Here is a 14,224-nt window from a genome sequence, read left to right on the forward strand (position 1 = left end):
GAAATTACTGCGGAGCTAGCCCTTTTTTTGTTTGGAGTCATACTTAAAGCAACATGGAGTAGAGCAGAGGAACGGGTGCAGTCATTTAATTTTTATAAAAGAGTTGACAACCGATCATAAATCATTTATCTTTAACTTAAGATATTTAATTTAAACATAAATAACAACCAAACAAATATCTTTAATCCATTACACAAGGAGAGATCAAGATGATTATCCCAACATTGACCAGAATAAATGAACTTTCAAGAAAAGCCAAAGAGGGCGGATTGACGGAGATGGAGAAAGATGAACAGGTTCGTCTTCGCCAGGAATATCTGCAAACTTTTCGCGGTTCCGTCAACGACATTCTGCTGAATGCAACCATCTATGATCCAAACGGCGATGACGTGACTCCTGATAAATTGAAACAAGAACAGGCCAATCAAAATAACAACTAGAATACAATTCGCTAGATCATATATCTTAATTTAAAGATAATACAAATTACTATAAATCAACTATCTCAACTATCTTTAACACCTACTAAATTTAAAACATGCTTACCAAACCAAGGAGGAATTAATCATGACTATTCAAACAGCAGGTATTCACCATATTACAGCTTTCGCAGGAGATCCACAGGCCAACGTTGATTTTTATGCCGGAGTTCTGGGACTTCGTCTGGTGAAAAAAACAATCAATTTCGATGCACCTGATGTATATCATCTGTATTTTGGCGATGAACACGGAAGCCCAGGTACCATCATTACCTTCTTCCCATCGGCTGGATCACCACGGGGCAAAATTGGCGGAGGTCAGGTCGGCATCACTTCCTATGTCATTCCTCCTGGGTCGATTGGCTTCTGGCAGAATCGGCTGGAACAGTATAACATTGAGGTAACCAAAACAAGTCGCTTCAATGAAGACCTGCTTCAATTCGAAGATGGCGAAGGCCTGCGGCTTGAGCTTGTTGAACGGGAAGAGGGAGCAACCAGCACTTGGGCGCACGAAGGAATTCCAACAGATAAAGCAATCAAAGGCTTTGGTGGTGCTGTCCTGTTCAGTGTTAACCCACAAAGAACGATGGATGCTCTTGAGAAAATCATGGGATTTGTCAGAGTGAGTGAAAATGAAGAGTATGCTCGTTTCCGGTCCAGCGGGGATATCGGTAATGTCGTAGATGTTCCAGTGACCCGAATGGCTCTGGGAATGGGCGGCGCAGGAACCGTGCACCATATTGCATGGCGTGCCAAAGATGATGAGGAGCATGCACAGTGGAGCGAAGCTGTACGTGATTACGGGTACCAACCGACTCCAGTGCGGGATCGTCAGTACTTTAACGCAATCTACTTCAGAGAAGCTGGCGGCATTCTGTTCGAGATTGCTACCGATCCTCCGGGCTTTGCCAAAGATGAACCTGCTGATTCTCTTGGACAAAAATTGATGCTGCCAGAGTGGTTTGAGAAATACCGCCCTCAAATTGAGGACAATCTGCAACCAATTGTGGTAAGAACGCTCGTACCTGCTACAGCTGCGAATTAATAAGAGTTCTATTACTATATAGGTTGAACTATCCATTTACACAATAACGGAGAGGACAGAAAAAACCTGAAAAAGCGAAGCTACAAGCTTTCTGCAAGAAAGCTACTTCGAAAGCATACGTTATCCCCGGATTTTCCCTTAGGAAAAGGGAATCAAAAAAATCTGGGGATAACAGCGATTGGAGGGTTATTCTGTCATCGGAGTGTATGTGTGAATTAAAACCTAAAGGAGCAACGAAGGATGATGGAGAAAAAGGTTACCTGGCTGGAGCTGTTTTACGATCTGCTCTTCGTAGCAGCGGTCTCCAAAGCGGGTCATGTCTTGTTACATGCCGAACATGGAGTAATTACGTTTGAATATTTAATGAAGTTTGTGCTTATTTTTATCCCTGTTTGGTGGGCATGGGTCGGTCAGACCTTGTTTATTAACCGCTATGGTCAAGATATCCTGATCCATCGAATATTCCTCATCCTTCAGCTTCTGTCCGTTATGGTCATGACGGCGAGCCTCTCTACCCATTTTGACCAATACTACCTGTCCTTCTTCATTGGATATATCGGCTCAAGGGCATTTACGGCGATTCAGTATCTGACAGCTCACAAGTCAAAAGGCGAGCATCAGCAGCAAGCCGCTCGTTACTTGGGTACATGTTTCCTCATTGGTATATTGATCTCATCGGGTTCATTATTCTTCGATTCCTGGCTGCGCTACTTGATTTTGTATGTGGGGATTGCAGTGGATATTGTGCTTCCGCTGATCGGACGCAAAAACTTGGTGAAAGTGCCAGTTCAGACCCATCACTTGTTGGAACGTTTCGCGTTATTTACACTCATCCTGCTGGGTGAATCGGTGGTGAGCATTATCGCTGTGTTGCAAGCCGATCATTGGGATATGAAATCGATTTTGTTTGCCGCCTTTACGTCCATCTTTGTCATTGCGATGTGGTGGCAGTACTTTGACAACGTGGAGAAAAAGGTCAGCAAAGAGATCCAGACTGCCGGGCAAGCGATCATATACGGTCATCTGTTCATCTACATCTCCATGAGTATGATCGCTGCTTCAATTCAGCTGTTATATCAGAATCAGTTAAACTATGTGTTCATGCTAGGGTTTGTATTTGGATCAACGCTGTTGTATTTCTTGTCAACTTCCCTTGTGTTTCATCGTTACAGACACGCACATCTGCGGCTGGGCCCGCGTCATCTGGCGGTCATGGTAGGGTTGCTTGTGGCATTTGTCCTTGTGGATCTGGTCTACCAGGTTCCGGGTTATGTCATCATGGGCGAAGACATGTTATTCTTCCTGGTGTATGCGAAACTTACGACTTAATATGAGTAATATAAAATCAAGAAAAGTCACGGACAACAGGTGTCCGTGGCTTTTTATTATGCTGCTAATCCTAGACATGTTTTAATTAAATAAATAAAGCACAAATCTAATTTAATTTCTTCTATAGAATCTGTTAATATGAGACTAGGTACAAGTGAATCTACCAGATCATAGAATATCTTTTTATAAAATGAGTGTACGTTTTGTTATATAAATTGAACTAAACATTTACACGAAACGGAGAGGACAGAAAAAACCTGAAGAAGCGAAAGCGTTCGCCTTTATCCCCGGATTTTCCCCATATAAGGGGGATTCATAAAATCTGGGGATAACAGCGATCGGAAGGTTATTCTGTCATCGGAGTGTCCAGTGTAAATATTCTTTAGTTCAATTTATATAGTTCATTTTATATATAGCGATTCGTAGGTATGGGGATGACAATCAGGAGGGAAATCATTGAGCACACATCAAATCGGAGTTCCATTGGAAGGGTTTGCAGAGTTTAGTCGTACGGTTGCCGCAGAAGGAGCCGTTTTACTCAGAAATGAAGGCCAAGTGCTTCCACTTCGTGAAAACGAAAACGTTTCAGTTTTTGGTCGGATTCAAGTCAATTATTATCGCAGCGGCACGGGTTCAGGCGGTAGCGTTCATGTGGCCTATACAACAAATCTGTTGGATGGTCTGCGCAGCAAAAAGAATATTACAGTGAATGAAGAACTGGCAGCTGTCTATGAGAAGTGGATCGAGGAAAATCCATTTGATGATGGCGGAAAAGTATGGGCGGCCGAGCCATGGAATCAGAAAGAGATGCCTTTGACGGATGAACTGGTTGCACAAGCCAGAAGCAAGTCTAGCAAAGCCATTATTGTAATTGGACGTACAGCTGGAGAAGATCAGGATAATGCGGATGCACCAGGAAGTTACCAGCTGACAGAAGATGAGAAAGCGATGTTGAAGCAAGTTACTTCGCAATTTGAACACACAATCGTTGTGTTGAATGTCTCAAATATCATCGACATGAGCTGGTTAAACGAAACGTATCTACATCCAATCCAAGGCGTAATTTACTCCTGGCATGGCGGTATGGAGGGTGGCAACGCGATTGCCGATGTGCTGGCGGGGGACGTTACACCAAGCGGTAAACTGACAGATACGATTGCATATTCCATTGAAGATTACCCTTCGACAAGCAACTATGGCAATGAGTTCAAGAACCTGTATCAGGAAGATATCTATGTAGGTTATCGATATTTCGAAACGTTTCGACCTGAGCGCGTTCAGTTTGAATTCGGTTACGGCCTGTCTTATACGACGTTTTTGGCCCAGCACGAAGAAGCAAAATCCGTGTCCTCCAAAGACGGTGATACCTACATTGAAGTTCGTGTAAATGTGACCAACTCAGGTACAACATATGCGGGCAAAGAGGTTGTGCAGGTCTACTATGAAGCACCACAAGGCAAACTGGGACAACCGGTGAAGGCTTTGGTGGCTTTTGGAAAAACAGGATTGTTGCAGCCGGGCGAGTCAGAACTTCTGACGATCAGTTTCCCGATCCATGCGATGGCATCTTACGATGATGCAGGTGTTACAGGTCATGCTTCCGCATACGTTCTGGAAGAAGGCACATACCGACTGCACGTAGGAACCAGTGTGAAACAAGTGCAGCATATCAGCATTGATGGCCAGGATGGCTATAGTATTGAATCTCTTCAATTGGTGGAGCAACTGCAAGAAGCGATGGCCCCAACTGAAGATTTTACACGGATGAAACCAGGTTCGCGCAAGGAAGATGGATCTTATGAACTGACTTATGCAGAAGTACCGAAACGTAAGATTTCCATGTCGAACCGGATTGAGCAGAATCTCCCGCAAACGCTGGAGCAGACGGGCAACCAGGGCCACAAGCTGAGTGATGTTAAGGCTGGCAAAGTGAGTCTGGAAACCTTCATCGCTCAACTGAGTGATCAGGATCTGGCGGCGATTGTCCGTGGCGAAGGTATGAGCAGTCCGCTCGTTACTTCGGGGACGGCATCTGCATTTGGTGGTGTCAGCGACAGCCTGTTTAACTACGGTATTCCGGTAGCATGTACGGCAGATGGCCCGTCCGGTATTCGTATGGATAGTGGCGAGAAGGCAACACAGGTATCCATTGGTACGTTGCTTGCGGCGACATGGAACAAGGATCTCGTTGAAGAGTTGTATGTGATGGAAGGACAGGAATTGCTGAGAAATCAGGTGGATACCCTGCTCGGACCTGGACTTAATATCCGCCGGAGCCCGCTCAATGGCCGGAACTTTGAGTATTTCTCCGAAGATCCACTGATCTCGGGCGTATTTGCCGCAGCATGTACAAAAGGTATCATGAAGGGTGGTTCCAATGCCACACTGAAACACTTTGCCTGCAACAATCAGGAGAAACACCGCAGTAAAGTAGATGCCGTTGTCTCTGAGCGCGCACTGCGTGAAATTTACCTGAAAGGGTTCGAAATCGCTGTAAAAGAAGGCGGAGCGAACTCCATCATGACTTCCTACAACCCGGTTAACGGACACTGGGCGGCATCTAACTATGACCTGAACACCACAATTCTGCGCGGCGAATGGAATTTCGAAGGAATCGTAATGACCGACTGGTGGGCGATTATGAATGATGTGACCGAAGGTGGAGAAGCTGATCGCAAATACACCAACTGGATGATTCGTGCGCAGAATGATCTCTACATGGTTGTACCGAACTACGGCGCAGAGATCAATGGCTGGGACGACAACACGATTGAATCCTTGGAAAATGGAACATTGACTCGCGGAGAGCTGCAACGCTCAGCGATTAATATCTGCAAGTTCATCATGAATGCACCGGTGTCCGGTCGAAAACACGAAATTGTGGAGAACGTTGCTTCGTTCCAAGCGAATGCATCTATATCTGCTGCACAAGCTCAGGCGCTGGTTGAAAACGCACAGGTGAAACCTGCGGTAGCTGAACCCGTCTACATGAAAGTGGATGAGGCAGGCCATTACCGGATTATCGTACAGATCATGTCCCCTGAGCCGGAACTCGCTCAAAGTGCATGTAACCTGCTCCTGAATGACCAGTTGGTAACCACCATTCAAACGAATGGTACGGAAGGCAAATGGATCAGACAGAAACTTGTCAAAGTAGATCTTGAAGCAGGACTGTATGAATTGAAACTGGACTTCACCAAACCAGGCCTCGAGATTGACTGGATCGAATTCAAACAGGTGTAGAAGTTAATCGGAAATATCAGGTGATAAGAGCAATCGAAAGGTTGTTCTGTTCCAAAGCAGAATACGTTGGTATATCACAAAGGACACTGTACGCGGGTGTCCTTTGTTGTAACACAGAATAGCTACTGTTATGATAGTGTTATGAGATTCGTAGTTCTGAACAATGGGGTCAGGGGTGTTGCGAGGAATGAGAAATTATAATTTTTTGAGTCCAATCCTGCTGGTTGTGGTGGCGCTGATTGTGAGAGGCCTGGTGACTAACCTGGGAGTGCTTTTCGGATTATCACAAGAAGTGGCGAGTAATATTGCCATGATAGCCATGATTATTGCTGCTCTGATTATGTTTAATCGAATGACGAAGGCTCGGCGTAAAAAATAGAAAAAGCTCGGATAACCAGAAGGTTATCCAAGACACGAAGACACCCTCCGGGTGTCTTTTTTTGTATTGACGTTCTGATCCTAACGTTTTAGACTATTGCTAATAAATGATAACATTATAAATAACAAAAATAACAAATTAATTAGATGAAGTGATGAAATCCGTTGCACTCTCTATTTGCCAGCCTCCCCCATTCCGGTCCTCAAAGGAGAATCCAATCATGAAGATCATTGCCTACAAACAATATATCTTTCAGGAAGGTCAGCCTATTCGGATTGCGTTCCGAGAAGCTGACCGTCGCCCATAATGATGAAGAAGGACCGCAGGAGCGCTGATGAAGCGTTCAGTCGGTCCTTTATGTCATGGATCAGGCTGTGTGCAGTTCGAGTGATGTCTATCGATAAGGGTTAACGGTTCTGGAATAATCTACGATGAAGTGAAGGGAGCGATCCTTATGAAGAGACAGCCTGTATTGGAAGTCATTGCTGTGGATGTGGAAGATGCCAAGGCAGCTGAGGAGGGAGGGGCTGATCGGATTGAACTGGTGTCTGCGATGTCTGAAGGAGGACTTACTCCCAGTTATGGCGTCATGGAGCATGTGCTGTCTCAAGTCTCCATCCCAGTGTATGTCATGATCCGTCCGCATAGCCGCTCGTTCTGCTATAGCGCAGATGACATCCACGCTATGACCAGGGATGTACGCGTGGCGAGGGAACTTGGAGCCGCTGGCATCGTGATCGGCGCTCTTACAGGAGCTGGTGAAGTCGACCTCATATCCTTGCAATCATGTATGGCCGAAGCACAGGGTTTGGGCGTTACGTTTCATCGGGCAATTGATGTGAGCACAAGCCTGACTGAGGCGCTCAAGGCCATTAACACATTGGGAAACGTGGAGCGTGTGCTTACATCGGGAGGGAAACAGACAGCGCCTGAAGCCATACTGGAACTGAAACAGCTCCAGGACCTGGGGCAAACCTTGAACATCGCTGTCATGGCAGGGTCGGGGGTCACCATAGAGGGAATTCAAACGCTAGTGAGTCAGACGGGTATCACAGAGATACATATGGGATCAGGCGTGAGGTACAAAGGCAGCTTTAATTATCCCATTGATCCACATTTGGTTGAAGAAGCTAAGCAGCAGTTATTGCTTGCATCACAGCCATTCATGGACAGTAGTGTACTGAGTAGCGGTCCAAGCAAGGGTGGTCCAATGATATAGGGATGCGCTAAATAAAAGGAGTGATACGCCATGAATTATGAACTGCAACCAGCCGAATGGATTAAGTCCGCAGCACAGGTCAGCCCATCCGAACGCCAGCTGAGATGGCAGGAGATGGAGTTCTACGCGTTTATTCATTTTACGGTAAATACATTTACGGATCAGGAATGGGGCACTGGGGAGGAAGACCCGGCGATTTTCAATCCTTCTGAACTGAGCGCAGCGCAATGGGTGCAGGCGTGCAAGGCTGCGGGGATGAAGGGGCTGATTTTGACATGTAAGCATCATGATGGATTTTGTTTGTGGCCAAGCCAGTTTACAGAGCATACGGTTGCAGCCAGTCCGTGGAGGAACGGTGCGGGGGATTTGGTTCGGGAAGTCGCGGATGCCTGTCGTGAGGGTGGATTGAAGTTTGGCGTGTACCTGTCTCCTTGGGATCGGCATGAAGCCACTTATGGAGATTCCGAGAGGTATAACGAGTTTTTCCTCCATCAGTTACGCGAGCTGCTCACCAATTATGGTGACATCTTCTGTGTATGGTTCGATGGAGCGTGCGGAGAAGGGCCGAATAGCAAAAGGCAGGTCTACGACTGGGACACCTATTATGCGCTTATTCGTGAACTTCAGCCCGAAGCTGTCATCTCGGTATGTGGCCCGGATGTACGTTGGTGTGGCAATGAAGCGGGACATACGCGTGATTCGGAATGGAGCGTTGTGCCAGCGCATATGCAGGATAATGAGAAGATTCAGGAGCAATCGCAACAGGTGGATGATGGTGAGTTTGCCACAAGGATCAATACGCAGGACAGTGATTTGGGAAGCCGAGAGGTCATTCGTTCCCAAGGTGACCAACTGATCTGGTACCCTGCCGAGGTGAATACCTCAATTCGCCCGGGATGGTTCTATCATGCCAGTGAAGATGATCAGGTCAAAACACTGGAAGAACTGCTCGCCGTCTATTACGGCGCAGTGGGGGGCAATGCCACCTTTTTACTCAATCTGCCACCTGATACGCGTGGTCTCATTCACGAAACGGATGTTGAGCGACTACAGGAATTGGGAGATTCGCTGCGCACCATTTTTCAGGAAAATTTCGCCTTGCAGGCGCTGGTAAAAGCATCGGAGACGATGGATGAACAACATGCCGTATCGGAAGTGCTGACGGAACGCCGGGAAACGTATTGGTGTCCTCACGAAGGAACGGAGCAGGCTTGGATCGAGCTGGATTTGCAGGAAGAACGATCATTTGACCGGGTGGTGCTGATGGAACATATCCAGACAGGCCAACGGATTGAGCGTTTTACACTGGAGTCGCAGAGAGCAGATGGTGGTTGGGAAGAGTTTTACACGGGGACGGTGGTGGGGTATAAGCGAATTTGCTGTTTCCCACAGGTCACATCGAGAAAGATGCGATTAACCATTCATGAATCCAGATGGTATCCTACGTTGTCCGGGTTAGGCATATATCTGAGCGAGCGGGGAGGGTTGTAAAATGGCGGTGCTGACGTATAAAGGTTCACAATTTATGTATGATGGCGAGCCTATTCGGATTTTGTCGGGTGCCATCCATTATTTCAGAGTGGTCCCCGACTATTGGGAGGATCGGTTACTCAAGCTAAAAGCCTGCGGTTTCAATACAGTAGAAACGTATGTGCCGTGGAATGTTCATGAGCTCCAGCCGGGGCAGTATTGTTTTGAAGGCATGGCTGATCTGGAACGTTTTATTCGCATTGCGGGAGATGTGGGTCTGCATGTGATTGTTCGCCCAAGTCCTTATATATGTGCTGAGTGGGAGTTTGGCGGATTACCTGCCTGGCTGCTTGCTGATGATGATATCCGTCTTCGTTGTAATGATGCAAAATTTCTGGCGAATGTGGATCGTTATTATGATGTGCTTTTGCCCAAATTGAAACCTCTTCTGAGCACCCATGGTGGGCCGATCATTGCAATGCAAATTGAAAATGAGTACGGCAGCTTCGGGAATGACGCGAGTTACCTGCAATATTTACGTGATGGCATGGTGGAGCGAGGTATGGATGTGTTGTTATTTACCTCGGACGGGCCGACAGACCACATGCTGCAAGCGGGATCAGTGGCGGGGCATCTGGCTACAGTCAATTTTGGATCAGGGACGCAGGGAGCGTTTGCCAAGCTGCGTGAATATCAGGCAGAAGAACCTTTGATGTGCATGGAGTATTGGAACGGCTGGTTCGACCACTGGGGTGAGTCGCATCATACCCGAGAAGCCGCAGATGTGGCTGTTGTGTTTGAGGAGATGCTTCGAGCAGGAGCTTCGGTTAACTTTTATATGTTCCACGGTGGAACAAACTTTGGATTTTACAATGGGGCGAACTGTCAGCAGAAGGATCAATACGAACCCACAATTACAAGTTACGACTACGATTCACTGCTCAGCGAATCCGGGAAGCCAACAGCGAAGTTCCATGCGGTGAGGGACCTTATTGCTCGGTATAGCGACAGCGGTCTGGGTGAGCTTGTGCTGCCAGAATCGAAGGGGACTATCGGCTATGGGCGATTGGAGTTAAATCAGCAGGCGCCATTACTGGCGCAGTTGGACCGGATATCAGTCCCGTTGCATCGTACGAATCCAGAACCGATGGAGAAGCTGGGTCAAGATTATGGATTTATTTGTTATCAAACCCGAATTTCCGGGCCTAGAGAGCGACAGGAACTGGTGATTCAGGAGGTGCGTGACCGTGCGCTTGTGTTTGTTGATGGGCAATTTCAGGGCGTGCTCGAACGGGGGAATACGGAATTATCGGTATCCTTTGCAGTGCCGCCAGAGGGCGTAGATCTATTGATCCTTGTCGAAAATATGGGACGAATCAACTATGGCCCGTATCTGAGAGATCCGAAGGGGATTACGGAGGGGGGGCGACATGGCTTTCAATTTTTATATGATTGGACGATTCATTGTCTGCCATTAACTGATCTGTCCGGTTTACAATTCAGCGATGTGATTAGCGAAGCAATTAACGAAACAATTAATGAAGTACCGGGACCAGCCTTTTATAGGGGAAATCTTCAGATCACGGATGTAAGAGATACTTTTCTGCGACTGGATAACTGGACCAAGGGAGTTGTATTTGTAAACGGATTCAATCTGGGACGCTACTGGAATAAAGGACCGCAAAAAACGTTGTATGTGCCTGCCCCGCTTCTTCGTGAAGGTGAGAATGAAATCATGGTATTCGAGCTTCATCAGACGGCTGAACTGGCCGTAACGTTTGTGGATACACCGGATTTGGGCTAGGAAAAGGAAAATAGTAGAGCCAAACGATTATTGATAATTGTCGTGTCCGCCAGAAAAAGGTATACGTTGGGTATGGACATCGACTAGGGCGTGTCTGAAAACTCCGAAGGACGCAGATTTTCCCGAATTTTCGTTCCAAGCAAGGAGATTTTCCGCAGGCGTGCCGGGGCACGTCAAGGGAAAGTGACGCAGCAGGGGGCGAAAAGGCGGTAAAAGATGCACTTCAGTGAGTTTTGAGACACGTCCTACAGGAGAGGATGAGGGAAAATGAAAGTTGGACTCAGCACTTACAGTCTGCAACAAGCATTGGATCGTAAAGAATTAACCGTGCCCGATGCCATTCGCTGGATTGCCGATCAGGGCGGGGAACATGTGGAGATTGTCCCGATGGGATTCAGTCTGATCGATAATCCGGAGTTGATTGATGAGATTAAAGCTGTGGCAAAAGAGGTAGGAATCGATATTTCCAATTATGCCATCGGTGCTAACTTTGCTGTGCAGGAGGACGCCGAAGCGTTGGAGCAAGAGATCCAGAATGTAATGCGACATGTGGATGTGGCTGCAGCGCTCGGCGTGAAGTTGATGCGTCATGACGTGGCTTTTCGCCCTGCACCAGAAGGAACCGTAGCACAGTTCGAGATCGACCTACCGGAACTGGTGAAAGCCTGTCAGCGGATAGCCGATTATGCAGCAGGTTTTGGAATCACAACAAGCGTCGAGAACCATGGGTACTATGTGCAGTCGAGTGAGCGAATTCAGCGTTTGTTACACGAAACAGCGAGGAGCAACTTCAAGACCACACTGGATGTGGGCAATTTCCTCTGCGTGGATGAAGATCCGGTGAGTGCCGTAAAAAATAACATTCCGTATGCGTCGATCGTGCACGCCAAAGACTTCTACTGGAGACCTTCCTACCGGAACCCCGGTGAAGGCTGGTTCCAAACCTCGCATGGCAATTACTTGCGCGGTGCCATTGTGGGCCATGGCGATATCGACATGCCTGAGGTATTCCGTGTGTTGAAACAATCCGGGTATGACGGATATATCTCGGTTGAATTTGAAGGCATGGAAGATTGTAAAACCGCCTCACGCATTGCCATGGATAACGTCCGCCGCCTATGGGAAGAGGCATAGGGCTGAGTACTTGTTTTAAATGAAATATGACTTGTTACGTATGGTTCAAACAGAAAGTTAGTTCAGTCAGGAAAAGTAGTGGAGGGGGCGAAATCGATTCTGAAGAAACGAAGTGTTCGCCTTTATCACCGGATTTCCCCTTTGCAATAAGGGGATTAAAGAAATCTGGGGATAAGAGCGATCGGAAGAACGATTCGCAACCGGAACGTCTACCCGCTGGACGTCAATTATTTTATTTATGGAGGAATCAGCACTATGTCCAAATTGAAAGTCGCCGTCATCGGTGCCGGATCAATATCCGATTGCCATTTGCAAGCCTATGCCAGTAACCCTGACGTTGAAATATACGCCATCTGCGACCTGAATGCAGAACGTGCCACAGAAGTGGCAAAGCAATATGATGCTCCTCATGTGTTTACCGATTATAAGGAACTGCTCGCACTGCCCGAGATCCATTCCGTCAGCATCTGTACATGGAACGACTCCCATGCAGAGATTAGCATTGCTGCTCTGGACGCAGGCAAAAATGTGTTATGTGAAAAACCACTCTGCCAAACGGTGGAGGATGCCCTCGAAGTAGAGAAGGCGGTTCATCGCAGCGGAAAGCTGCTGCAAGTTGGTTTTGTTCGCCGCTATAGCGACAATGCACAAATTCTGAAGAAGTTTATTGATGAGGGTGAACTGGGCGAGATCTATTATGCCAAAGCCTCCAGTCTGCGTCGTCTGGGCAATCCGGGTGGCTGGTTCTCGGATGTCAAACGCTCCGGCGGCGGCCCGCTGATTGATATCGGGGTGCATGTGATCGACATTTGCTGGTATCTGATGGGCAGACCGAAGGTGAAATCCGTCTCCGCTAACGTATCCAACCGTTTGGGGAACCGCTCGAACATTAACAATCTTTCGTTCTACAAAGCAGCCGACTATGACGCGGAACAGAACACCGTTGAGGACATGGCGAATGCCCTAATTCGTTTCGAGAACGGAGCAAGCCTGCTCGTAGACGTCAGTTTCACACTTCATGCCAAAGCAGATGAGACTTCGGTCAAACTATATGGCGACAAAGGCGGTGCCGAGCTGGAGCCGGAAATTTCGATTATTGGCGAGAAATTCAACACTATTTTGAACATGACCCCACAGGTGGATTTCAAATCATTCGACTTTATGGGTTCGTTCCGCAATGAAATCAACCATTTTATCGATAGTACACAGGGCCGCAAAGAAACACTTAGTCCCGTCGAGGACGGCGTCGAAGTGATGAAAATGCTCTGTGCCATCTACGAATCAGCCCGTCAAGGTCGCGAAATCACGCTGTAAAAGGGCTTTGCAATACGGAGATGCTCCAAGTTGATACTTTACTACTCCCGTGGCATTGAACGTTATGAGCAATTCGCTCCTTTTCAATGAAAAGCTCCACTCCGGGCGGGATTTGGGGTCGTCTTCTTGGCCCGCGGTTGGAGCAGAGTAGGGAGTGAACTAACGAATCTGAGGCGTCTTATTTAAGGCTCTGAAGCACCGTAGAATCTAAGAAACCTGAGACACGTTATATGAGAATAAACAGCAGTTTACAGCGTTTTTACCACCTAATTTCGGGAAATAACGTGTCTGATGTTCCTTACAATTTAAAAAGAGGACCAAAAGGCTAAATAAGACGCCCTGTGTTCCTTAGAAAATTCTCTACCCATTCGCTAGGATCAGCCAGTCTGGAATTCAAGACGTTATGAACGCGCGGACATGCATCATCGTATATCTTCCTAAACTGAAGTTGAAGAGACGTCCTATAATACTTACCGTTTACACCAAAACGGAGAGTGCAAAACCAATCCAAAGCAACGAAGCGCACTCTCTCTGCCCGTGAATTTCCCTATAGAAACGAGGGAAATAAGGGTTCACAAGTAATTGGAGATGGCAGCGCAATCGAAATAACAAAGTTACTACGCCTCTTAATAGTTAAACTAAGCGTTTACGCCAAAACGGAGAGTGCAGAACCAATCTGAAGAAGCGAAGCGCTCGCCTTTATCACCGGATTTCCAACAATTATAAAGTGAAATCAAAGAAATCCGGGGATAACAGAGATCGAAAGATGGTACTGCACTCGGAGTGACCAGGCGTAACATGCAAGGTT

10 protein-coding genes are annotated in these 14,224 nt (G+C 47.1%); all 10 read left to right on the forward strand.

The features are described from left to right. Nucleotides 1-209: 209 nt before the first annotated feature. Nucleotides 210-440: a DUF896 domain-containing protein gene (locus BLS69_RS29040; RefSeq protein WP_176873142.1), complete on the forward strand. Its 231-nt coding sequence runs from the start codon at nt 210-212 to the stop codon at nt 438-440. A 127-nt stretch (nt 441-567) separates the two neighbouring features. After that, complete coding sequence (locus BLS69_RS29045; protein WP_091038680.1) at nt 568-1,524, forward strand: ring-cleaving dioxygenase; 957 nt, start codon at nt 568-570, stop codon at nt 1,522-1,524. Nucleotides 1,525-1,764: 240 nt separating this feature from the next. Then, a complete protein-coding gene (locus BLS69_RS29050) occupies nt 1,765-2,853 on the forward strand; it encodes a low temperature requirement protein A (RefSeq protein WP_091038681.1) in 1,089 nt (362 codons plus the stop codon). 456 nt (nt 2,854-3,309) lie between these two features. Beyond that, nucleotides 3,310-6,096: a glycoside hydrolase family 3 C-terminal domain-containing protein gene (locus tag BLS69_RS29055; protein WP_091038682.1), complete on the forward strand. Its 2,787-nt coding sequence runs from the start codon at nt 3,310-3,312 to the stop codon at nt 6,094-6,096. A gap of 187 nt (nt 6,097-6,283) precedes the next feature. Further along, entirely contained in the window at nt 6,284-6,475 is a 192-nt protein-coding gene (locus BLS69_RS29060) for a hypothetical protein (RefSeq protein ID WP_062837718.1), read from the forward strand. 454 nt (nt 6,476-6,929) lie between these two features. Further along, nucleotides 6,930-7,694, forward strand: a complete 765-nt coding sequence (locus tag BLS69_RS29065; protein ID WP_091038684.1) for a copper homeostasis protein CutC — start codon at nt 6,930-6,932, stop codon at nt 7,692-7,694. A 30-nt stretch (nt 7,695-7,724) separates the two neighbouring features. Further along, nucleotides 7,725-9,185, forward strand: coding sequence for an alpha-L-fucosidase (locus BLS69_RS29070; protein ID WP_091038686.1), 1,461 nt, complete (start codon nt 7,725-7,727; stop codon nt 9,183-9,185). 1 nt (nt 9,186) lies between these two features. After that, nucleotides 9,187-10,968, forward strand: a complete 1,782-nt coding sequence (locus BLS69_RS29075) for a glycoside hydrolase family 35 protein (protein ID WP_091038688.1) — start codon at nt 9,187-9,189, stop codon at nt 10,966-10,968. A 267-nt stretch (nt 10,969-11,235) separates the two neighbouring features. After that, on the forward strand, nt 11,236-12,102 hold the full coding sequence (locus BLS69_RS29080) for a sugar phosphate isomerase/epimerase family protein (RefSeq protein ID WP_091038689.1): 867 nt from the start codon (nt 11,236-11,238) through the stop codon (nt 12,100-12,102). Between the two features lie 255 nt (nt 12,103-12,357). Further along, nucleotides 12,358-13,416: a Gfo/Idh/MocA family protein gene (locus BLS69_RS29085; protein ID WP_091038691.1), complete on the forward strand. Its 1,059-nt coding sequence runs from the start codon at nt 12,358-12,360 to the stop codon at nt 13,414-13,416. Nucleotides 13,417-14,224 lie beyond the last annotated feature (808 nt).

The organism is Paenibacillus sp. CF095 (assembly GCF_900101225.1).
Lineage (GTDB): Bacteria > Bacillota > Bacilli > Paenibacillales > Paenibacillaceae > Paenibacillus.

Bases quoted from the DNA above. Each gene is read 5' to 3' on its own strand.
- BLS69_RS29050 (WP_091038681.1), top strand. From the start codon at position 1,765: ATGATGGAGAAAAAGGTTACCTGGCTGGAGCTGTTTTACGATCTGCTC.
- BLS69_RS29080 (WP_091038689.1), top strand. From the start codon at position 11,236: ATGAAAGTTGGACTCAGCACTTACAGTCTGCAACAAGCATTGGATCGT.
- BLS69_RS29085 (WP_091038691.1), top strand. From the start codon at position 12,358: ATGTCCAAATTGAAAGTCGCCGTCATCGGTGCCGGATCAATATCCGAT.
- BLS69_RS29060 (WP_062837718.1), top strand. From the start codon at position 6,284: ATGAGAAATTATAATTTTTTGAGTCCAATCCTGCTGGTTGTGGTGGCG.
- BLS69_RS29040 (WP_176873142.1), top strand. From the start codon at position 210: ATGATTATCCCAACATTGACCAGAATAAATGAACTTTCAAGAAAAGCC.
- BLS69_RS29070 (WP_091038686.1), top strand. From the start codon at position 7,725: ATGAATTATGAACTGCAACCAGCCGAATGGATTAAGTCCGCAGCACAG.
- BLS69_RS29065 (WP_091038684.1), top strand. From the start codon at position 6,930: ATGAAGAGACAGCCTGTATTGGAAGTCATTGCTGTGGATGTGGAAGAT.
- BLS69_RS29075 (WP_091038688.1), top strand. From the start codon at position 9,187: ATGGCGGTGCTGACGTATAAAGGTTCACAATTTATGTATGATGGCGAG.
- BLS69_RS29045 (WP_091038680.1), top strand. From the start codon at position 568: ATGACTATTCAAACAGCAGGTATTCACCATATTACAGCTTTCGCAGGA.